The sequence below is a fragment of the Alteromonas sp. ABM1_013 genome (assembly GCF_056160505.1).
This window is the reverse complement of the sequence record NZ_JBSWXH010000004.1, coordinates 365258-386793: the sequence shown is the minus strand read 5'-3', so window position 1 is coordinate 386793 and position 21536 is coordinate 365258. Positions and strand designations below refer to the sequence as shown.

Below are 21536 nucleotides of genomic sequence, written 5' to 3'. Positions count from 1 at the left end.
GCCGCTACTACTTAGCTGCGTCGGCTTTTTTCAAATAGCGCTTCCAAAGCTCTGCTGTTGTCGAATTAATCATGTTTGACTCTGCGTTCATCAACATCACATAGCCTACTTTTTTCTCGGGCATAAAAGCTACATCGGCGCGATAGCCTTTTACCCAGCCGCCATGATAGTTAAGCTGCACGCCGCCATTTAAGTCATAAATACGCCAACCCAAACCATAATGCGCATCGTCTATCATACCGCGCCAGCCCCTGCGATAGGTTTCACGCTTGGTTCTGACGCGTTTTGTTGTGACATAATCTACCATTTCATCAGAAATCACCGTTGGGAATTCGCCAAGCAGCGCCTGCAAATAAATGGTCATATCTGAAATACTGGCATTAACACCTGCAGCGGGAGAAAAGCGGTAGTAGTTGCTTTCAACTTTGCCTTCACGCCATTTATTTCTAGCAATAGCAATGTGAGGTTGTGCCCATGACTGTGATGCAAGCAATCCGCCTTTACCAACGCTGGCCGTCTTCATGCCTAATGGCGAGAAAAGGTTGGCCTGAAGTTGGCGTGAGTAGGAGGTATTGTTGTTGCTAAAGTAGTACTCCAACGCCCCGAAAAGTGCATTTTGATAGGTGTAACATTCGCCAGGTGCACATAAAGGTTCAAGCTCACCCAGAGATTTCAACACGCGTTCTAGCGAATAGTCGGCTTCAATCAGGTTGTCGTAGGCGTTAGGCATAAAGCCACTGGATTGCCCTATAATGTGTTGAAGCTGAAGTGCGGCCATTCCTTTTCCTGTAAAAGGAATGTCGGGTAATAAAGTAGAGATGGGGGTCTCCCAGCTAAGCTGATTTTTCTCCACAAGTTTGGCAGATAGAAGGGCTGTGAAGGTTTTTGAAACAGAGGCTAGCCTGAATACTGTATCTTCGGTAACGCTCTTCCCGCCTTTTTTACGAGTTTTTCCGTAAACGTAAACCCGCGGCGCTTTTCCCTGTTCGTAAAACACAAATGCATATCCAGGGACATTGTATTTTAACGCTTCTTTTTTAACGTGATTTGCGTAGTCATCTAACCAATCAGCAGAAACACTTTGCGTTATGACCATAAGTGTTGCAAATAGCCATAGTGGAGCCAGGCTCAGTAGTGAGAAGCGCGAAGAGTTCAGCATATAGTCAGCTCATTGTGCCTGTGATTTCAAGGTTACTTCACAGGGCGTTCATTATTATTATCTCGTTATTATGCGTTTAGCCGCATCAATGATCAAATGTCGCTAATTATACTCACCCATACTAACCCTGATTTTATAGAGTGCTGATTTTGTCGCACTTACAAATTAAAGACACGATACACTATGCTCAGGTAACGAGTTAAGGGCGGGCGCTGCATACTTATGTTAGATAACGATGTTGTGCAAAATGAAGAGGCTTCAGATAGCGAAAAGTTCGCTGAGTCTGTGTTTTCAAAGGCGAGGCTGAGCAGAGATCCGCGTTTTGACGGTCGCTTTTTCGTTGCAGTAAAAACCACGGGAATTTTTTGTAGACCCATTTGTCCAGCGCGCTTGCCTAAAGAAGAGAATGTGACTTATTTCGAACATGCGATTCAGGCTATGGCGCAAGGCTACCGACCTTGTTATCGATGTAGACCCGATAGCGCGCCTCGTTCTGCGGCTTGGAAAGGCGTGGGCGCAACAGTAAGTCGAGGGCTATCGCTATTATCTGCCATTCCTATAGAGAGTGTGGCAGATATTGCCTGCCGTCTAGGTATAAGTGAGCGCTACTTAAATAAGCTGGTCGTTAATGCGGTAGGTATATCGCCCAAACAGTTTCAAAATATGCAGCGCGCTTTGTTTGCAAAACAGCTTATTCAACAAACCCATTTGTCTATGACGGATGTATCAGTAACCGCAGGTTATCAGTCACTTAGACAATTACAGCGAGCTGTAGAACAATATTGCGGAACCTCGCCGACACAGCTTAGGAAAAAGCAGAGCGCTGAACAAAAGTCGATATCCTTGTTTCTTGCTTATCGCCCTCCGTATAACTGGCCTTATGTACGTGATTTTTTAGCTGCGCGCGCCATTGAGGGTATGGAGCGAGTTACAGAAAACAGCTACGAGCGCTTTTTCTCAAGTCAGTCCAGTGTTGGTGTCTTCAAAGCAGAACATGATCAGGCGCGCAACGGCTTCAAAGTTCACATTGATATGCCGGATTTACGCGCTCTTCATACCGTAATAGAAAACATAAAGCTGGTTCTCGACCTTCACGCCGACCCACTATTAATAGAGCAAAGCCTAATACAGGCAGGGCTGTCACAAAAGCAGTTAACATCAGGCCTACGCCTCCCTAGCGCGTGGAGCGTATTTGAAAGCGGATGCAGGGCTATTGTCGGGCAGCAAGTCAGTGTAAAAGCGGCCATTGGACAGGTAACGCTACTTGTACATCAGCTAGGCGAAAGGGTATCAAGTACTGCTATACCTAACGGCTTTGGTCTAGATACGGGGGAGCACTACGGCTTTCCCACACCTGAAGCTGTAGTTAGCAATGATTTAGAGTTTTTGCGTATGCCACAGGCGCGAAAAAACGCGTTACGCAGCTTTGCACAATTGTTTGTTGGCGATAGCATGCCAGCCCATGAAGATATCCTTGCAATCAAGGGCGTGGGCCCTTGGACACTGGATTATTTAAAAATGCGTGGCGAGAGAAACCCAGATATTTATCTTGGGGGCGATTTAATTGTTCGTAAAGTGGCAGAGCAGTATCCGATTGAGCCAGATAAGGCCGCGCCATGGCGCAGCTATTTAACCCTTCAGCTTTGGCAGCTAAGCAACCAGCAAAAAGAGGCTTAACCATGATATACACCGGTTTCGTAAATAGTGTGCAAGGCCCGCTCAAAGTTGAAGCGACTGATGAAGGGGTAACGGCCATCGCGTTTTTAAGCGCAGATGAAGCTGTGCAATACACCGCTCTCGGTGATGAGGCTTACGCCCATACGCCTTCATGCACTAACTCAATTACCGATGAAGCATGTCGTCAGCTTAAGGCGTACTTCGATGGGCAGCTTCAGGAATTCGATTTACCGCTTACTCCTAAAGGCACCGTGTTTCAGAACCAAGTATGGCAGGCTTTACAGCAAGTAAAGTACGGTGAAACGGCCAGTTATTTAGATATTGCGAAGGCAATCGGCAACCCAAAAGCCGTTAGGGCCGTGGGTATGGCAAATGGTCGTAACCCTATTGCTATTGTAGTGCCTTGCCATCGTATAATTGGTAGTAATAAAACCCTAACGGGCTACGCAGGTGGTTTACCGCGTAAGCAGTATTTACTTAATTTAGAGGGAGCCCAGGGGGTACTGTGGTCATAAGAAAATGGTCGTAAAAAAACGGGTTATAAAAAAATGGCAATAAGAGACATTATTTCACTGTTAGTGTTAGCAGGAATATGGGGCGGTTCATTTATTTTTATGCGCGTTGCGGCACCAGAGTTTGGAATTTATGTTCTGGTAGCAATTCGTACCATGCTAGCTACGGCAGTGCTGTTTCCTTTGCTGTTATTGCGCGGCTCGGTTAGAGATATCAAGCATCACTGGCTTGCCATAGCACTAGTCGGGTTGGCAAATACCGCCGTCCCTTTTGTACTGTTCAATTACAGCAGTCTGCACTTAGAGGCAGGCGTTAACGCTATTTTGAACGCTACCGCACCCATGTTTGGGGCTATTGTTGCTTGGCTGTGGTTGGGCGATAGACTAACAAAGTCAGCGGTTGTTGGTCTTTTTGTTGGCTTTGTCGGCGTTACCGTTATTAGTCAGCAAAAGCTTGGAGAGGGAGATATTAGCTTTCTTCCTATTTTAACTGCACTTTTAGCAACAACAGGCTATGGGATTGCAGCGAGTATGATGAAAAAATGGCTGCAAGGGGTAAAGCCTTTAGTTGTGGCCACAGGCAGCCAGGCTATGGCCAGCATTATGTTAGCACCTTTTGCACTTGCAACTCTGCCAGACACCATGCCAAGCGTGAATGCATGGGTAAACGCTGTGGCGCTAGCCGTCGGTGGTACCGGTATCGCGTATATATTGTATTTCAAACTTATCGCCGATATTGGCCCGGCAAAGGCAATAACCGTCGCCTACTTAGTGCCGCTATTTGGCATTATTTGGGGCGTACTTTTCTTGCACGAGCATTTGTCAGCTCAAACCATAGCGGGGGGCTTAATGATTTTGTTTGGTGTGGCGCTAACCACAGGCGTTCTCAAACGAAAACGCCTTAAAGTTAAACCTGCTTAAACTGAAGCCAGCTTTATTTAGTCTATCAGCTGCATTCTTACCAAATTGCTGCCGTCGCGTTTAGCTTGATAAAGCGCGTCTTCAGCATGTGCGGTCACCTCGTGCATAGCGCGAGGTGACGCAGTATATGAAATACCAACAGAAGCAGTAATTACTACTTCGGGTAAATCTTGCAGAGGGGGGAGTGTAGCGATGCCGTGTCGCAGGTTTTGCGCCATATCAAACGCTACGTGAGGGCCAGTATGAGGCAGTAGAATAATAAACTCGGCGCTACTCCATCTACCCACTACGTCTTGCTCGCGGATGTTCTCAGCTAGGTAAGACACCACTTTATCGAGAATATCGTCGCCTGCGTTTCCTCCATGGGCGTCAACTATTTCCGAAAGTTCATCAACGCTTACCAGCATAACGCTTAGTGACTTGTGCTCGGTCAATAAGGTTTTATAAATAAGCTGTAAATTGTCTTTCTCAGGGAGACGGTTGCCATGGCGTACCACTAAGTCTGGCTGCATATCTTTTCTGAAATAGTACAGCAGGTTGTATATAAGCAAGAACAGTGAGAATACAACAACAAGCAGTGTTACCACGCTAAAGATAAACGCCTGAGAAATTTCTGCCTGACGGTCTTCAAGCGGACTTAAAAGAAACACAGTCCAACCAAATTGATTCAGTTTAACTTCGGCAATAAGAAAGTCTTTTTGGTCAATTGTAACTAGCTTATTATTTAAGGCTTGCTCGCTTTGAATAGTCATGGGGAGACTGGCATACCAAGGGAGCTCAGATAAGTTAGTAAAATCAGAATAAGAGGCAATAAGGCTTGGGTCTGAAGACAGCATAATGTCACCCTCGCCATCTACAAATAGGAAGTCATAGCCGTATTCTTGTTTGTAGGTATCAAATACTTCAATAAAGCTGCGTAAGCTTTTTCCTACACCAAAAAAGCCTAAGAAGCGGCCATCTTCATCGTGAATTTTTATATCAATATAAAAGTGCGTGTCTTCCCATTTACCAATATCGGCAACGGCATCGGCGGGATAATCACGGTATTTGAAGTACCAGCTCACTTCACCTTCAATAAGGTTAATAATGCTGCCATCAGAATTATATTGCTTTCTGTCTGCTTCACTGGCGATGAAAAAAGATAAACCGAATTCATTTTCAAGACGATCCAATGTTTTGAAAACGGCTTCTTGGTCTATGGTTTCACCATCCATTAAGTCTACCAGTTCGGTAGAGTGGCCGAGTGCTTCAGAAATATGTAGTGGCTTAAGAAGTTGCTCAACGATAAGCGAAATAGCAGGCGACAATGACTGTTGCTGCGCTCGACTTTGTTCGGCAACGATTTTTGAAATACTGAAATGAACCAGTGTCACAATGGCGATAACCACTACCGCAAATAACACTAGAATACTTCTATGTAGTGTACGAAATGTGTTCACAGACTGCGCATGCTCCCTTGCCTGGCTGAACCTTACCTAGATGGCGAGTATACCTGTTGCAATTATGAACTACTAGGCGATTTGTCTTAACTTAGACTAAATAACGAAGAACGAAAGCGCAACGCAAGGTTGTCCGGCCCGACCTCGAAATGAAGATATCGCTGACATATTATTGCCTGTTAGTTACACTATGCTCCGATTTTTCATTCTCTTTGCGAAATAAAGGAATTATATGGCTTTCTCAGTGGTTGTTTTAGCAGCGGGTAAAGGTACCCGTATGAAATCTTCATTGCCAAAGGTGTTACACAAAGTGGGTGGCGTGCCTATGGTGCAACGTATTATCAACACCGTTAAATCACTGGGTGCCGACAATATTCATTTGGTTTACGGTCATGGCGGTGATCAGCTAAAGGAAACAATTGTTGAAGATAACCTAAACTGGTGCTTACAGGCCGAACAATTAGGAACAGGTCACGCCGTTCAGCAAGCAGCGCCTCATATTAAAGACAATGAAGACGTACTTGTTCTTGTTGGCGACGCACCACTTATTCGTGAAGAAACATTGAGCGCACTAAAGGCAGTAAAGGAAGGGTGTGACTTAGCCTTGTTGACCGTGAATTTAGACGACCCAACAGGTATGGGCCGCATTATTCGCGAAAATGACAACATTACCGCGATAGTTGAGCACAAAGATGCCACTGAAGCTCAGCGTGAAATTAAAGAAATTAATACCGGCATGATGATGATGTCTGGTGCTGATCTTAAGCGCTGGTTGGGCGATTTAAGCAACGACAATGCTCAGGGCGAATATTACCTTACTGATGTTATTGCAATGGCTGCGGCCGAAGGCAAGCGCATTCAGTCTGCTCAGCCGCAGTCGGCTGTAGAAGTAGAAGGCGTTAACAACCGTTTGCAGCTAGCGAACTTAGAACGCGCGCTTCAACACCGTCAAGCCGACGAGCTAATGACCAACGGTGTAACCTTGTTGGATCCTGCGCGTTTTGACTTACGCGGTCAGCTAGAAACCGGTAACGACGTCATTATCGACGTAAACGCTATTATTGAAGGCAAGGTTACGCTGGGCAATAACGTTACTATTGGCGCTAACTGTATTCTGCGCAACTGCACTATTGCCGATAACGCGGTGATTGAAGCAAATTCTATTATTGAAGAAGCCAGTGTTGGTGAAGCTTGTACAGTTGGGCCTTATGCAAGGTTGCGCCCTGGCGCAGTAATGCAGAAAAATGCCAAAGTGGGGAACTTCGTAGAAATGAAGAAGGCTATTTTAGGTGAAGGTGCCAAAGCGAATCACTTAACCTACCTAGGCGATGCAGAAGTTGGTGCTAAAGCGAATATTGGCGCAGGCACAATTACCTGTAACTACGATGGTGTAAACAAGTCCAAGACCGTCATCGGCGAAAATGCTTTTATCGGCTCAAACTCGTCGCTTGTCGCGCCAGTAAACATTGGCAAAGGCGCTACCGTAGGTGCTGGTTCAGTGATCACGTCAACAGTAGACGAAAACGCACTAGCCGTTGCCCGTTGCAAACAGCGCAACATTCAAAATTGGCCGCGACCTACTAAAAAGTAAAAGATGTTCCTTGCTACAGGCTGCGTGAGCAGCAATTAAACTATTAGGTCTGGCAACCATTAACCGTGAGTTGCTGGCCCAATTTCTTCTTTAGCCCCATCACTCTATTGCTCAATCAGAAAGGTGATAAGAACCAATGGCTGATAAAAGCGCCTAAAACAACGCTTTCCTAGTTAGTGTAAACGTAAATAGTCCACCTATTTTAAACACTCTTTCAAATATTGAACTATCTATGGTTTTATCTCTCTATTATTACTGATAGTGTGTGTTTACTTACCTGTTGTTTACTATTGAACAAGGATATTCGATGATATCTACTCTTATTGTTGGCTTTGGGTTTTCAGCCACAACCTTTCATTTACCCTTTCTAAATTACCTTCCGCAATTCTCGGTAGATGTGGTTATTTCTTCAAAACCTGATGCGGTTAAAGCGCTCTTACCTGAAGCTGAAGTGTACAGCTCGTTAGACGAAGCGTTAAAAATTCACGATGTAGACTTGGTGGTTATTACAACGCCTAATCATCTTCATGGTTCACAAGCTAAATTGGCACTAGAACACAGTTGCCATGTGTTGGTAGAAAAGCCATTCACATTAGATAGCGAAGAAGCAGAGGCGCTAGTAGCGCTTGCAGAGGCACAGAACAAACAGCTTTGTGTATACCAAAACAGGCGTTTTGATGGCGACTTCCTTACAATTAAAAAGCTTATCGACGACGGTGCGCTTGGTGAGATTAAACGCTTGGAAAGCCGTTTTGATCGTTTTCGCCCTGTACCACGAGACAGATGGCGTGAAAACGAAGGCCCAGGCAGCGGTATCTTCTGGGACTTAGGCCCTCATTTAATTGACCAAGCACTACAGCTTTTTGGCGAGCCGCAAGAAGTGTCGGCAAACATACAGGCCTTGCGTGAGAATGGGCAGTCGGATGACACCTTCGATGTAACCCTTCACTATAGTGATAGGGTAGTAAAGCTAGGTAGCTCAGCCTTTCAGGCGGGGGCAACCTTGCGCTACGATCTACAAGGCACAAAAGGTAGCTTTCGAAAGTTCTATCTGGACCCACAAGAAAACCAATTACGAGCAGGCTTGTCTTTTGAGGATGCAATCTGGGCAACAACCAATGACAAAGAACATGGGGTGCTAGCGGTCGAAAGCGAGAGCGGCGAGCTGTTGGAGGAAACTATGGAAACACGCAAGGGTGAATACCTAACATTTTTCAATCGTCTTGCTCACGCCATTGAAGACGGTAAGTTTTCGCCAGCTGATGCAAGCACAGTCGTACCTGTTATCAAGATCATTGAATTAGCTATACAAGCAAGTGAGCAGAAGCAAACGCTGTCGTTTAATTAAACAAACTATCTTGATCAATGTTTCAATTTAACTTACGATGCTTTCAATTTGTAACCCATAACTTTCGTTTTGAAAGTTATGGGTTGTGAGAAGCGTATTATTTACGAAATACTTATGGAGCTAACGCGCTGGTATGTTTATACAGCGAACTCCCAACGCGTACTCAAACGCTAAAGTAATTCGTAAAGCCATTGAGGTTATATTGAAAAGTAGTCAATCAGTTGAGCTGCGCCGCCAGAAGATAGTGGCGTGGGTGAAAGAACACGGTCAGTCACAAGTTGAAGATTTGGCCGTGCGTTTTGCTACCTCTGAAGTCACGATAAGAAAAGATCTTGCTGCCCTTTCTCAGCAAGGTTTGCTTATTCGTCAGTTTGGTGGAGCAGTGCCCGTGCCATCAATTGCCTTAGATACTCATTCTTCTCAATCCATCACTAGTGAAGCTTGCTCAAGCCTGACGGCTAGCCCAATAATTAAAGCCATAGGTCAGTGTGCGGCAGGTCTAGTGAAACCGGGCAATAAAATAGTCATAGATTGCGGCTCAACTACGGCGTCAGTCTTGCCTTTCCTATCGGATATTGATGACTTAGTGGTAATGACCAATACGCTATCCACTGCCAATTACCTTACCCAAAGTGCAAAAGAGCCTACGGTGTTAATGGTGGGAGGGACATGGGATGCCCAGTCTCAGTCGTTCCAAGGTGCAATGGCTGAACAGTTAGTTAGCGCCTATAGTTTTGACATTGCACTTATCGGGGCAGCAGGCATTGATGTAAACAGAGGCACTACCACCTTTAACGAACTTATTGGTGTGACCCGTGCCATGGCCGAAGCTGCGACAAAGGTGGCGGTGTTAGCCAGCTCAAAAAAATTAACGCATAAAATGCCTAACCTAGAGCTGAGCTGGAAAAACATTTCTGTTTTGATCACTGATGAAGGCATTAGTGAACAAGACAAACTCAATATTGAAAATCAGGGCGTGACCGTGCTTATTGCAGCGCCGAGTGGAGAATAATTATGTGTGGAATTGTTGGCGCTGTTGCTGAACGTAACGTGGTAGAAATTCTTCTAGAAGGATTAAAAAGACTAGAATATCGCGGCTATGATTCAGCTGGTGTAGCGCTATTGCAAAACGACGGTACGCTCACCCGTATTCGTCGAACAGGTAAAGTACAAGAGCTGGCTGACGCGGTAGCAGCAGGCGAAGCGTTAGGTACTACCGGAATCGCACATACCCGATGGGCAACCCACGGTGGTGTAACAGAAGCGAATGCTCACCCTCACTTTTCAACCGAGCGCGTCGCTGTTGTTCACAACGGTATTATTGAAAACTACGTAAATCTAAAAGCTCAACTAAAAGAAAAAGGCTACACCTTCACCAGCGACACTGACACTGAAACTATTGCTCATACTGTGCACGAAGAACTAAAGTCGGGTAAAGCCCTGCTTCACGCAGTACAAAGTGCGGTTAAAACTTTTCACGGCGCTTATGGCACCGTCATCATGGATAAAGAGGACCCAAGCCGCGTAGTGGTTGCGCGCTCGGGTAGCCCGCTAGTTATAGGCCTAGGGCTTGGCGAAAACTTTATTGCATCAGATCAAATGGCACTTCTGCCAGTAACACGCCGTTTTATCTTTTTAGAAGAAGGCGATGTGGCAGAAATTACTCGTCGCGACGTTAAAATCTTTGATAAAGACGGTAACGCTGTCGAACGTGAAGTGATTGAGTCAAACGTAGAGCACGATGCGGGTGACAAAGCGGGTTACCGTCACTACATGCTTAAAGAAATTCATGAACAGCCAACGGTTGTGCGCAATGCGCTTAAAGATCGTATTGATGAAAACGGTCTTACCGCGGATGTATTTGGCCAAGGTGCTGATGAAATATTTAAAAAGGTTAAACACGTTCAAATTATTGCCTGTGGGACTAGTTACCACGCGGGAATGACGGCGCGCTACTGGCTAGAGCAGTACGCCAATGTCTCGTGCAACGTAGAAATTGCATCAGAGTTTCGTTACCGCAAATCGGTAGTGCACCCAAACAGCCTGCTTATTACGATTTCTCAATCAGGTGAGACAGCCGATACGCTAGCCGCACTTCGCTTAGCCAAAGAGCTGGGCTATATGTCTAGTTTGACCATTTGTAACGTTCAGGGCTCGTCGCTAGTACGCGAATCTGACTTAGCATTTATGACCCGCGCTGGCGCGGAAATTGGCGTAGCGTCTACTAAAGCCTTCACTACCCAGCTTGCTGCTTTCCTAATGCTAACCCTTGCATTAGGTAAAGAGAATGGTATGACCGCGGCCGACAGCAAGGCTATAGTATCTGCGCTTCATAGCTTGCCTGCCAAGCTTGAAGAGACCTTAGCTATCACTGGCGGCATAGAAGATTTAGCTGAAGAGTTTGCAGATAAAAACCACAGTTTGTTCCTAGGTCGTGGCGATCAATATCCCATCGCTATGGAAGGCGCCCTAAAACTTAAAGAGATTTCTTACATTCACGCCGAAGCCTATGCGTCAGGTGAATTGAAACACGGCCCGCTTGCGCTAATTGATGATGAAATGCCGGTAATTGTGGTTGCACCAAACAACGAACTGCTTGAAAAACTGAAATCGAATGTTGAAGAAGTGCGCGCCCGTGGCGGTATCATGTATGTATTTGCAGATAAAGATGCCGCGTTTGCTGGGGATGAAACCATGCGCGTTATTGACGTGCCGCACTGCGACGAGCCAATCGCCCCTATCATCTACACCTTGCCGCTACAGCTACTGAGCTACTACGTAGCGTTAATTAAAGGTACGGACGTTGACCAGCCACGTAACTTGGCGAAGTCGGTGACTGTGGAGTAGGGAAGCGTTGTTAAAGCAACTTTAATGTGCTTAAAAACAAAGCCTGCGATCAACAAACTCGCAGGCTTTTTTATTTCTCAGAGGTTTTCGCTGAATGAAAGTAGCAACGCATTAAGCCTATTCACTTATTTACTGACACCACTTCATCGATAAACCCTCCCCAACCGTCTTAAACCATCAATACAACCGTTGTAAAACGGGCGACACGTTCATACTTATAAATCATTACCGAGTTTCAACATTGTGAGGCACCATGGCTATTCCTTATTCACTGCTAGATTTAGCGCCTATATCTGAAGGGTATAGCGTGAAAGACGCGCTAAACAACTCCAAGCTAATGGCTATGGAAGCCGAGCGCAGTGGCTATGAGCGTGTGTGGTTAGCGGAGCACCATGGCATGCATGGTGTAGCCAGTTCTGCTACCTCTGTAGTGTTAACGCATATTGCTAATGCTACCTCTACCATCAAAATTGGAGCTGGTGGCATTATGCTACCTAATCATGCGCCTTTGGTTATTGCTGAGCAATTTGGCACGCTAGCTGAGTTATTTCCCAATCGTATAGAGCTTGGGCTGGGCAGAGCGCCAGGTACTGATATGGCAACGGCAAGAGCGCTTCGTCGTAATTTGCAAAGCGATGTAGATAGTTATCCAGAAGATATTCAGGAACTTCAGCATTACCTTGGTACCCCAAAAGAGGGGCAGCCAATTGTTGCAGTGCCTGGAGCGAATACACATGTGCCTTTGTGGTTACTTGGTTCTAGCTTGTACAGTGCCCAGGTGGCGGCAAAGATGGGGTTGCCATATTCATTTGCTTCCCACTTCGCACCCGATGCGCTATTTGATGCCCTCCATGTGTATCGCAACATGTTTAAACCTTCGCCCCAATTATCAGCACCAAAGGCCATGGCGGGAGTAATGGTGGTTATTGCAGAAACCGATGAAGAGGCAGAATTATTATTCACGTCGGTGAAGCAGCAGTTTATGAACATGAGACGTGGCCTTAACAAGCCATTTGCTAAACCTATGCACAACTTTGATGAATATTGCACGGCAACGGATGAGGCCATGCTATCAAGTGTGTTGAGATATGCCTTGGTTGGCTCGAAAGACACCGTGCGAAGCAAGCTGGCTGAATTTATAGAGGCAACGGATATTGACGAGATAATTGTGTCTATGCCCATTTACGATATAGAAGCGCGTTTATTTAGCGTTAAAGCGTTCGCAGGCATCGCATCCTAGCACTTAAAAAGTTATGACCAGTTTTATAAATCTGGTCATAACTTCTTCTATGCAGTGCGCAAGAATAACTTTATGATATACAATGATATGTGTATTTTCATTTAGTGTTGCAGGTTTACAGTCATGCCAAAGGTCTGGTTTTCCTTTTTCTTTGCTTTTGCGTCTCTCGCAGCGGGCCTAAGTTCTGCACATGCGAAAGAAGCGCTGGACCTTGTCATTATTGAAACGCTCCCAGTTCCTATCGTTGCTGAATCGCGAGACGAATTTGAAAAAGAGCTTATTCGAATTATGCCCGAGCACGATATCAACGTAACCACATACAACGCTGAAGGATCTGAGACTCGCGCTAAAGAAATACTGAGCGAACTGGCGCGAGAGCCAGAGCCTGATCTCATTGTGTCCATAGCGACGTTGGCCACTCGCGCGCTGAATGCTGCTGAAGAATTTATTGAAACGCCAAAACTTTTTATGGCGGTCTCAGCACCGGTTGAGGAAGGCATTGTTCCTGCCATCGGCGCTGTGAGTAAACGCAATATGACGGGTGAGTCACACGTACTCGATGCGAAGGTAAAGCTCGATATGTTAGACGGCGTGCTTAGAGCATCGAACCCCGAGACTCCATTTACTATAGGTTTAGTGCATTCTACTTACCCCTCATCGAGCAACCTGGTAAACCAATTGCTAGCGTTAGACAGTGAGTATGAAAATATAAACTTAGTCGCAGTTAGTACGCCTTATCTAGAAGGTGATGAAGGACGCGTTGAAATGACGGATAGTATGGTTGATAGATTAGACCAAAAGAGTGCAGAACTGGACGGCTATTGGTTGTCATCAGGCCCCTTAGCAGAAGCCGAAGGGTTAGTGGATAAAGTTAAAGAGAAGACGGGATTACTCCCCTTATTTGCTGAAAGTATTTCATCAGTTAAAAAAGGCGCGCTTATTGGTGTGGTATCTGAACCGGCTAGTATTGGAAAATCAGCAGCAAGAAAAGCAAAGCTGATACTTCAGAGTAAATCGGCGAGAGACATTCCCGTTGGCAAAATGGACACGTACACTGTAGCAGTAAACGTAACCACGGCAATTAAATTGCAATTGCCCATTCCATCAAGTTACTTAAAACTCTCGAAAGAGCATGTGTATCAATAAGGCCTAATTAGAAGTTAGTATGCGGATCAAATCAAAACTGCTAGTTATCTACATTCCAATTTTGTTAATTGGCATGGCACTTACCGGGTATTGGGCTTATTTAACCGCGTACGACTCGGTTCGCGAAAGGGAATATCAGCTTCTTACTCAAACCCTTACATTAAACGTGTTAGAGATCATTGATGAGAGACGAGAACTGCTCATTGAATCAGGCCTAGAAAATGTTCCCGTTTTTCGCGAAGCTTATCAAAAAGAAGTGTTTGAAGAGCTAAAGTCGCTACAGCAAACAACAGATCGGCATTTTGCCATTAGCGATAAAAGTACAGGTACCGTTATATTTAGTACTACTAAAAGTGAGGTTGTACTGAATGCAGAAAACGCTAGTAGAGCGACAATAGCTGACCGGCGCGTGGCTTATGGTGAGTCGAGTGTAAACGACATAGATGTGTTGTTTGCTTGTTCTGAATTCACACCTTGGAATTGGAAAGTTACGGTTCTACAACCCGCAGAACCCTTGCAATCCTCGCTATTCACGATAGCGTGGCTAACCTTTTTAGTAACGCTGTTTGCTGTAGTTATCGTTAGCCTACTTATGGGTAAGGTAACCCAGGTGTTCGTAGTCTCTCCCATTGAGAAAATCAAATCAGCGGCAAGTCGCATCGCTGTTGACCATAAGAGGGTCAACATAGACTTAGAGCAAAATGATGAATTAGGAAGTTTGGCGCGCGATGTTGAAGCCATGTCTGGTGAAATCGAGCAATACGTAGCGCAAGCCCAGCAGGCAAATCGCGCTAAAACAGATTTTCTTGCAGTAATGAGTCATGAAATTCGTACGCCGCTAAACGGGATTCAAGGCTTAGCCACACTGCTTTTAGATACTCAACTTTCAGACAAACAGCATCAGTATGCCAGCGATTTGAAGTCCTCAGCATCTATTCTTGCTACCGTTATAAATGACGTATTAGATCTCTCTAAAATTGAGTCAGGTATGTCGGAAATTGACGTGACAGAGTTTGATCTCGATTCAATGCTGAACGACCTTATTACGCTATTAGGCACAAACGCTAGTGCTAACAGTACCCGGTTGGTTTATAAGAGCAAGAACTTAGAGTCTGTGGCGGTAACTAGCGATATTACCAAACTTCGCCAAATTATTATTAATTTGGTAAGCAACGCCATTAAGTTTACCCACAAAGGCACTGTGAGTATTTCGGCTAAACTTAAACAGCCTTCAACAGCAACCATGGGTGACAACCGTTTAGTTATAGCGGTTAAAGATACTGGCATTGGGATTGAGCCAGACAGGCTAGAGCATATATTTGATAAGTTTACGCAGTCCGATTCTTCTATAACGCGGAAATATGGTGGTACTGGGCTTGGCCTTGCTATTGCTAAACAACTTGCTCAGATACTTGGCGGCGATATAAAAGTTGTCAGTAAAGTCGGCGAAGGCTCATGCTTTACCGTTACTGCGAATGTTCAATCTCGACTTGTGTCGGATTCATCCATTGAATCTTCTTCTGCACATCAAGCGCATGGCGCAAGCCTACCATCCGGGCTAAAGGTGCTACTGGCTGAAGATAATGCAATTAATGCTGTGGTTGCACAGGCACTATTAGAACAGCTGAAATGTGATGTTGAACACGTTGATAACGGATTAAAAGCCGCTGCGCGTGTTGAAGAGGGCGGAATTGATGTGGTCTTCATGGATGTTCACATGCCTGTTATGGATGGCATTGAAGCGACGAAACGCATCAGAAAACTGAACGGTGAGCTCAGCAAAACCCCTGTTATTGGCCTTACAGCAGAAGCATTTAAAGAGCGCCATATCTCATTTAAGCAGGCGGGAATGGACGACATAGTCACAAAGCCTGTCACCGTTGAAGCCTTGCAAGAAAGTTTGTTAAAACTGGCGCTTAGCCAAGAAGTCACTGATAATAGTTAAAGCAATTCTGCGTCAATGAGTTGCATCTGTATAGCCAGCGGCGGCTGCCACCATTGGCTGTATTGAAATAGTTTTACGGACTTTATTTATCAAGGTGATGCGTGCAAATCCACAGACCCAGTGAACAACGCAGGCTAAGAATAGCGCTGATTATCGGCGCTGTTCTGGTACTTGTGTTTATGGCTGCTGATTTAGTGCTATTGCCTAGCAGTATGTACGAACTGTACACCTTCGACCGTCTACTTCTTCAATTCCCTATTATACTTATCGTTGTTGTACTGTCTTTTTGGCGCGAATTCATGCGGTACCGAGCGTACATATTTGCTGGCCTGCTTATAGCGCTTTCCTACAGCAACTATTGGTTAATATGGGTTTGCTGGGAAGAGCACAACTTTATTTTTCCTTACGAAGGCACCATCCTCTATGCATTCTTTTGTGTATTTGCGTTGGGTATCCCATTTAAATTAGCGACTGCAGCCAATGTTATAAACATTTTGGGGTTTTTAGGGTTGATGTGGTTAGCGCCAATTTACGGTGACAGGGTTCCAATTTCAGCAGCTTTTGTATCAGGGTCATTATTTATATGCGTGTACGCTCGTTATCGGCTCGATCGCAGTGTACGTATGCTCAAAGAAACTAACGACCGCTTATTGAAGCTTAGCAAGTTCGACCCGTTATCTGATCTACTTAATCGACGCGCTCTGCGAGATCAAAGTGAAAAGTTGTTGGCCTTAAGTAAACGCCATGACGTGTCGATGGCTGTATTAATGCTCGATTTAGATGACTTCAAAAAATACAACGACAGTTTTGGCCATCAGCAGGGTGATGAAGCAATAAAAGAACAAGCGCGTATTATGAAGCAAGTTTTTAAACGCGAAACTGATATCTTGGGCCGCTACGGTGGCGAAGAATTCATTGTTGTTTTAAGCGATATCAGTAAAGAACAGGTTGAAAAGCACGCACAAGCACTATTGGATAAATGGAAGCAGGCTGAATTAAAACATGCCGAGGGAGCAAAGCACCCGTTTATGAGTTGTTCAATTGGTGTTGCTTACGCCAGTTCAGTTGGCGACACTTCCATTGATTGGCTTATCGATGAAGCCGACAAAGTACTTTATGAAGCTAAAGAAAAAGGTAAAGCACAGTATGTGATAACAGAAGCACAGTGCTAGCGTTAACACTGTGCTCTTAATTTAAACTGTACGCTTCGTTTAAAAAATTACAGCTTAAGTATCATTTTTCCGGTGTTTTTACCTTCAAACAGCATATTTAAGCCTTTTTCGGCGTTATCTAAACCTTCAATGGTATGCGCACGGTACTTTATCTTTCCTTGCTGCACATAAGGTGTGAGTTTTTCTAAAAGCTTTGGAATTTCATTCCAATGGTCTGGCATCGCAAACCCACGAATATTAATGCGCTTCTTAATTAACGGGATCCAATTAGGTCCTGGTGACGGCTCTTCTGATTGATAATCGGCAATCATTCCACACACAACAATACGACCATGGGCATTCATTCTGTTGAATATATGGTGCTGGATAGGACCGCCCGTGTTTTCATAAAATACATCAATTTTATCTGGTGTAAGCTCTGCCAGTTTTTCTTCTAAGTCGTCAGTTTTATAATTAATTGCGCCGTCAAAACCTAGCTCGTTGACAATCCAGTCGGCCTTATCGTCACTACCCACTACGCCAATTACGCGAAGTCCGTCTGCTTTTGCTAACTGACCCACAATAGAACCTACAGAGCCTGCTGCACCTGTGACAATAAGTGTCTCGCCTTCCTTAGGTTCGCCAAAGTTATAAAGGCCTGTGGTTGCGGTTAAACCTGGCAGCGCAAATACACATAGTGCCATTTCTTCAGTAACACCTTGCTGAAGCTTGTTAAAGCCTGAGCCATCGCTTAGCACATATTCACTCCAGCCAGTCATACCCATAACCTTGTCGCCAACTGAAAAGTCTGGGTTATTAGACTCAACAACTTCGCCCACACCGCTAGAGCGCATAACATCGCCAAGCTCTACAGGAGGAATATAGCTTTCTCTGTCTTCACTCATCCAACCTAACATGGCAGGGTCTAAAGACATGTGGGTTTGCTTTATTAGAATTTGACCGTCTTTTGGCGTTGGTATTTCAAACTCTTTTGTTTCGAATAGATGAGGGCCAATTTTTCCATCTTCGGGACGCTTGACCAGCGTGATAGCTTTATATGTTGACATTGTATCCTCCTGTAACATGTGAAAGGTTTCTGGTGGTGTGCCTAATGATTTGCCTGCTGATTTGCCTAATATAGAAACGCATTAAGCATAGCTGAGATCACCCACCGACTGTAAAGATAGGGTGGGGCTGATTGTTATAAACACAACCAGTACGGGGTGAAGGCTATAAAATTGAGCGAAAAATGAAGATGGTAGCAATAGTTGTTAGTGATAGCGTCGAATAAGTCTGTTAACAATATCGTGATCTTTAGTTAACTTAACTTTATCAATGTTGCTTATAAATGCGTCGAAGTTGTAGCTAAAATTGTAAATAATGCGATAAAAGTGCGTAAATAACGTTTACTTGCATTGAACAAAACTACTCATATCCGTAGAATGCCTGCTGCAATTTTCCCCTATTACAATGAGTATCTTATGAAGCAACAGTTTTCTTTACGTGCCTCAGTTTGCTTAGCGCTTGCTACCTTAGCCTCTTCTTCTGCGCTAGCAGCTGGTTTCCAAGTTAATGAACACAGTGCAAACGGCCTAGGCCGCGCTATGGCAGGCCAAGCAGCCAAGCCAGAAAATGCCTCTATCTTAGCAACTAACCCTGCAGCAATTGGTGTATTTAAAGAAGCTGAATTTAGTGCATCAGTAAGCTTTATCGACCCAAATGTAGATATTAATGGCGCGGTTACTTATGACCTTGGCGATAATACTGTTGGTGGTGGAGCTGCTCAAGAAGACAACATCGCTGATACTGCTATCGTACCTGGTTTCTTCTATGTTTCGCCTATTAACGATGAACTGTCTGCCGGTGTTGGCGTTTTCACTACTTACGGTCTTCGCTCAGATTACTCAGACGATTTTGGTGCGCTTCACTTCGCTGACACTGCAGAAGTGAAAACTGTAACGGTTAACCCTGCTGTTTCCTATAAAGTGAACAAGCAACTTATGGTTGGCTTTGGTTTGAACATTACATATGCAGAAGCTGAAATCGGCTCTGGCGTCTCAAACACACTTGTAGACACTCTAGTTACTCTAGCGCCAAGAGCTGAAGCACTAGGCGTGACATTGCCAGAGCTGACCGCTGGTAATTCACTATTTAGTATGGAAGGTGATGACATAGGCTTCGGTTGGAACGCTGGCGTTTTCTGGCAGCCGAATGATATGACAAATATCGCGCTTTCATACCGGGCGGAAACAAAATTAGAGCTTGAAGGAAATGTTTCTTCAGAAACGCCTATTTTCCCTATTAACCTGAATCAGCCTGGTAGCTTGGACTTGAACCTTGCAGCTATTACTGAGTTAGCGGTTGATCAAAAAATCGATAACCAATGGTCTGTACAAGCAAGCTTGACGTTTACCGACTGGAGCACGTTTGAGAAGCTTGAAGCTAATCTAGAAGACGGTGTTGATTTCTTGATTAAAGAAGAAAACTTCGATGACTCATGGCGTGCGTCTCTTGGTGTAACTTACATCTTAAATGACGAAATTACCCTTCGTGCTGGCTATGCTTATGACGACGGTGTGGTATCGGTAGAAAACCGCTCACTAAGTATCCCAGACACTGACCGTCACTGGTTCTCTGGTGGTATGACTTACACTATGAGCGAAGATACATCGATTGATCTCGCCTATGTATTCATCGATGGCCGTGAAGCAGACATTAATAAAGACAGAACTATTTTAAGTGATGTTCTTCCTGGTACTAACTTCACTACGAACTTCACTGGTACTCAGTCAGCTACAGCGCACATTCTAAGTGTTCAAATGAACACTCGCTTCTAAAAAAGAAGTTAAGTGCAATAAGAAGGCAGCGTTTTTACGCTGCCTTTTTCGTCTTACGCCAAATTACTTTTTAAGCAAATTTGCCACTAGTCAGTAACTAGATCTGCGCAAATAAATCTTGTAAGCAAGTAATCGCGGCGCTAATTTTGGCGGGCATAAGATCCCGTTTCGGCGTAACCGCATAAACGGTATAGTCAGGCAATTCCCATTCTGTGAAAAGTTGCTTCATCTCACCTGATTTGAGTAAGTGTCTTACCTCTGGTTCAGGCAATACGGCGTAGCCCAGGTTATCTTGGGTAAGCTTAATCAATGTCTGCATTGAATTTACATCAATGCGCTGAGAATCTAATTCAAACTCACCCTTGCTTTCATGTTTCATCACATAGTCTTCAATGTGCCTGTGCACAATGTAGGCATGATCACTTAACTCTTCAGGTGAAGACAAGTTTTCGCTAGCTAGCGGGTGCCCAGTAGAAACACATAGAATTCGCTCCCAGGTAGCAAGCTTCAAACTACTAAAATTCGTGTCAGAAACGGGAGCGAAGCAAAGTACAAGGTCTGCGCTTGATGCAATAATATCTTTAGGTTCGTCGGTAACGGTTAATGATATTGTAATTTTTGGAAATTCTTCACACAGCTTCTTTAATGGTTCACTTAGTAAGCCACCGCCAAAACCTTCAGGTGCGATAATGTTGATTTTACCGGTAGGGTCGTCTTGAAGGCTTTCAATTTTCTGTTGCGCTAGTTCTGCGGTTTGCAGCATTTGTTTACTGGTGTCGTAGTATATGCGTCCGGCTTCAGTGAGACTTAAGCTTCGGGTATTTCGGTTAAAAAGGCTAAGCCCAATATCATGTTCAAGTTTTCGTAACTGTTGGCTAATTGCAGAAACAGTCATGTGTAGCTCGCGGGCTGCAACACTCATGCTACCGCTATCTGACACCGCAATAAAAACCTGTAGAGAGCGAAGTAATTTGGTATTCATGGCGCAGTTAAATCCTTTCTATTGGCCGAAATCTTGTAGGCCTATATTTGTAGCAAATTAAAGACGTTAGCGGACGAATTTTACCTCAGTTAGACGTTAGTGAGCGTTTTTAACTGTGCTCTTTACTCAATACTTACATTAAACAGTGCTTTTAAAATAAATTAAAGCTTTGCGTTAGAATGAAACAAAGCGACTAAAGAGGTTAAAAACTCTATAGTCGCCTTTTTTGGGGGGGGACTAGTTTATGTCAATAAAGCGCTAGCTGGTTGAGGTAATGAGGCTACCGGATAGTTCTGACTAAGTTTATAGTGTTAGTTGCAAGTTTGACTTCAACCAGAAACACAATAAGCGCACTGATTAGAAACATCATTGCCAATATGAATAGCACTATAATCGGCGTTTTCAAATCGACCACCCAGAGTGACCCGGAAAACAGCGCCATAATTACCGTACAAACCATTAGCCCCGAAGCGACACAAAGTCCAATCGCCCAGTTAATGACTTTCACCCTGCGCCACAGTACTTTTATTTCTTTTTTAGAGCGGTCGACAATATGTGGGTCTGACAAGGTATGAATTTGTCTTTCTGCAACTCTAACCCTATCTGATATTCGCCCCAACCGAGACGACATAACGTTTAGGAACCCCGCAATACCGGTAAGTAAAAATACAGGGGCTACAGCGAATTCAATAAGCTGTGAAAGACTCGGAATAAGTGTGTCCAATGATTCCTCCAGCGAAC

General features: G+C 44.6%; 17 protein-coding genes. 12 read left to right on the top strand and 5 right to left on the bottom strand.

All coding sequences use genetic code 11. The annotated features are described in order from the left end of the window. Nucleotides 1-7: 7 nt before the first annotated feature. Entirely contained in the window at nucleotides 8-1159 is a 1152-nt protein-coding gene (locus ACXAGK_RS13570) for a serine hydrolase domain-containing protein (protein ID WP_474856639.1), read from the bottom strand. A gap of 222 nt (nucleotides 1160-1381) precedes the next feature. Between ACXAGK_RS13570 and ACXAGK_RS13565 the strand changes: the two genes are divergently transcribed. Genes ACXAGK_RS13565 through ACXAGK_RS13555 form a run of 3 tightly spaced genes read left to right on the top strand, consistent with a single transcriptional unit; the run spans nucleotide 1382 to nucleotide 4269 of the window. Continuing rightward, nucleotides 1382-2836 (top strand): DNA-3-methyladenine glycosylase 2 family protein, encoded by a 1455-nt coding sequence (locus tag ACXAGK_RS13565; protein ID WP_474856638.1) that lies wholly within the window; start codon nucleotides 1382-1384, stop codon nucleotides 2834-2836. Between the two features lie 2 nt (nucleotides 2837-2838). Further along, on the top strand, nucleotides 2839-3351 hold the full coding sequence (locus ACXAGK_RS13560; RefSeq protein ID WP_474856637.1) for a methylated-DNA--[protein]-cysteine S-methyltransferase: 513 nt from the start codon (nucleotides 2839-2841) through the stop codon (nucleotides 3349-3351). Between the two features lie 33 nt (nucleotides 3352-3384). After that, entirely contained in the window at nucleotides 3385-4269 is an 885-nt protein-coding gene (locus ACXAGK_RS13555) for a DMT family transporter (protein WP_474856636.1), read from the top strand. Between the two features lie 17 nt (nucleotides 4270-4286). Here ACXAGK_RS13555 and ACXAGK_RS13550 read toward each other — a convergent pair whose 3' ends face one another. Beyond that, on the bottom strand, nucleotides 4287-5708 hold the full coding sequence (locus tag ACXAGK_RS13550) for a sensor domain-containing diguanylate cyclase (RefSeq protein WP_474856635.1): 1422 nt from the start codon (nucleotides 5706-5708) through the stop codon (nucleotides 4287-4289). Nucleotides 5709-5940: 232 nt separating this feature from the next. On the opposite strand from ACXAGK_RS13550, the gene glmU reads away from it, so the two are divergent. The 8 genes from glmU (at nucleotide 5941) to ACXAGK_RS13510 (ending at nucleotide 16997) form a co-directional block, all read left to right on the top strand. Further along, complete coding sequence (gene glmU, locus ACXAGK_RS13545; protein WP_474856634.1) at nucleotides 5941-7299, top strand: bifunctional UDP-N-acetylglucosamine diphosphorylase/glucosamine-1-phosphate N-acetyltransferase GlmU; 1359 nt, start codon at nucleotides 5941-5943, stop codon at nucleotides 7297-7299. A 307-nt stretch (nucleotides 7300-7606) separates the two neighbouring features. Continuing rightward, nucleotides 7607-8647 carry a Gfo/Idh/MocA family oxidoreductase gene (locus tag ACXAGK_RS13540; RefSeq protein WP_474856633.1) on the top strand — a complete coding sequence of 347 codons (1041 nt, stop codon included), beginning with the start codon at nucleotides 7607-7609 and terminating at the stop codon, nucleotides 8645-8647. 202 nt (nucleotides 8648-8849) lie between these two features. After that, nucleotides 8850-9659: a DeoR/GlpR family DNA-binding transcription regulator gene (locus ACXAGK_RS13535; protein ID WP_474856785.1), complete on the top strand. Its 810-nt coding sequence runs from the start codon at nucleotides 8850-8852 to the stop codon at nucleotides 9657-9659. Between the two features lie 2 nt (nucleotides 9660-9661). Beyond that, on the top strand, nucleotides 9662-11494 hold the full coding sequence (glmS, locus tag ACXAGK_RS13530; protein ID WP_474856632.1) for a glutamine--fructose-6-phosphate transaminase (isomerizing): 1833 nt from the start codon (nucleotides 9662-9664) through the stop codon (nucleotides 11492-11494). 253 nt (nucleotides 11495-11747) lie between these two features. Beyond that, nucleotides 11748-12734 carry an LLM class flavin-dependent oxidoreductase gene (locus ACXAGK_RS13525; protein WP_474856631.1) on the top strand — a complete coding sequence of 329 codons (987 nt, stop codon included), beginning with the start codon at nucleotides 11748-11750 and terminating at the stop codon, nucleotides 12732-12734. A gap of 123 nt (nucleotides 12735-12857) precedes the next feature. Further along, on the top strand, nucleotides 12858-13880 hold the full coding sequence (locus ACXAGK_RS13520; protein WP_474856630.1) for an ABC transporter substrate-binding protein: 1023 nt from the start codon (nucleotides 12858-12860) through the stop codon (nucleotides 13878-13880). Nucleotides 13881-13899: 19 nt separating this feature from the next. Further along, nucleotides 13900-15825, top strand: a complete 1926-nt coding sequence (locus ACXAGK_RS13515; protein ID WP_474856629.1) for an ATP-binding protein — start codon at nucleotides 13900-13902, stop codon at nucleotides 15823-15825. A 101-nt stretch (nucleotides 15826-15926) separates the two neighbouring features. Next, complete coding sequence (locus ACXAGK_RS13510; protein ID WP_474856628.1) at nucleotides 15927-16997, top strand: GGDEF domain-containing protein; 1071 nt, start codon at nucleotides 15927-15929, stop codon at nucleotides 16995-16997. Between the two features lie 47 nt (nucleotides 16998-17044). Here ACXAGK_RS13510 and ACXAGK_RS13505 read toward each other — a convergent pair whose 3' ends face one another. Further along, nucleotides 17045-18043, bottom strand: coding sequence for an NADP-dependent oxidoreductase (locus ACXAGK_RS13505; RefSeq protein WP_474856627.1), 999 nt, complete (start codon nucleotides 18041-18043; stop codon nucleotides 17045-17047). A 414-nt stretch (nucleotides 18044-18457) separates the two neighbouring features. Between ACXAGK_RS13505 and ACXAGK_RS13500 the strand changes: the two genes are divergently transcribed. Next, on the top strand, nucleotides 18458-19813 hold the full coding sequence (locus ACXAGK_RS13500; RefSeq protein ID WP_474856626.1) for an OmpP1/FadL family transporter: 1356 nt from the start codon (nucleotides 18458-18460) through the stop codon (nucleotides 19811-19813). Nucleotides 19814-19910: 97 nt separating this feature from the next. Here ACXAGK_RS13500 and ACXAGK_RS13495 read toward each other — a convergent pair whose 3' ends face one another. Then, a complete protein-coding gene (locus ACXAGK_RS13495; protein ID WP_474856625.1) occupies nucleotides 19911-20795 on the bottom strand; it encodes a LysR family transcriptional regulator in 885 nt (294 codons plus the stop codon). Between the two features lie 280 nt (nucleotides 20796-21075). Continuing rightward, a complete protein-coding gene (locus ACXAGK_RS13490) occupies nucleotides 21076-21519 on the bottom strand; it encodes a DUF2721 domain-containing protein (protein WP_118491429.1) in 444 nt (147 codons plus the stop codon). Nucleotides 21520-21536 lie beyond the last annotated feature (17 nt).

What these genes read in the sequence shown, in the direction of transcription:
- ACXAGK_RS13565 (WP_474856638.1), top strand. Translation starts at nt 1,382, where the DNA reads ATGTTAGATAACGATGTTGTGCAAAATGAAGAGGCTTCAGATAGCGAA.
- ACXAGK_RS13555 (WP_474856636.1), top strand. Translation starts at nt 3,385, where the DNA reads ATGGCAATAAGAGACATTATTTCACTGTTAGTGTTAGCAGGAATATGG.
- glmU (WP_474856634.1), top strand. Translation starts at nt 5,941, where the DNA reads ATGGCTTTCTCAGTGGTTGTTTTAGCAGCGGGTAAAGGTACCCGTATG.
- ACXAGK_RS13520 (WP_474856630.1), top strand. Translation starts at nt 12,858, where the DNA reads ATGCCAAAGGTCTGGTTTTCCTTTTTCTTTGCTTTTGCGTCTCTCGCA.
- glmS (WP_474856632.1), top strand. Translation starts at nt 9,662, where the DNA reads ATGTGTGGAATTGTTGGCGCTGTTGCTGAACGTAACGTGGTAGAAATT.
- ACXAGK_RS13540 (WP_474856633.1), top strand. Translation starts at nt 7,607, where the DNA reads ATGATATCTACTCTTATTGTTGGCTTTGGGTTTTCAGCCACAACCTTT.
- ACXAGK_RS13525 (WP_474856631.1), top strand. Translation starts at nt 11,748, where the DNA reads ATGGCTATTCCTTATTCACTGCTAGATTTAGCGCCTATATCTGAAGGG.
- ACXAGK_RS13560 (WP_474856637.1), top strand. Translation starts at nt 2,839, where the DNA reads ATGATATACACCGGTTTCGTAAATAGTGTGCAAGGCCCGCTCAAAGTT.
- ACXAGK_RS13495 (WP_474856625.1), bottom strand. Translation starts at nt 20,795, where the DNA reads ATGAATACCAAATTACTTCGCTCTCTACAGGTTTTTATTGCGGTGTCA.
- ACXAGK_RS13515 (WP_474856629.1), top strand. Translation starts at nt 13,900, where the DNA reads ATGCGGATCAAATCAAAACTGCTAGTTATCTACATTCCAATTTTGTTA.
- ACXAGK_RS13505 (WP_474856627.1), bottom strand. Translation starts at nt 18,043, where the DNA reads ATGTCAACATATAAAGCTATCACGCTGGTCAAGCGTCCCGAAGATGGA.
- ACXAGK_RS13500 (WP_474856626.1), top strand. Translation starts at nt 18,458, where the DNA reads ATGAAGCAACAGTTTTCTTTACGTGCCTCAGTTTGCTTAGCGCTTGCT.
- ACXAGK_RS13570 (WP_474856639.1), bottom strand. Translation starts at nt 1,159, where the DNA reads ATGCTGAACTCTTCGCGCTTCTCACTACTGAGCCTGGCTCCACTATGG.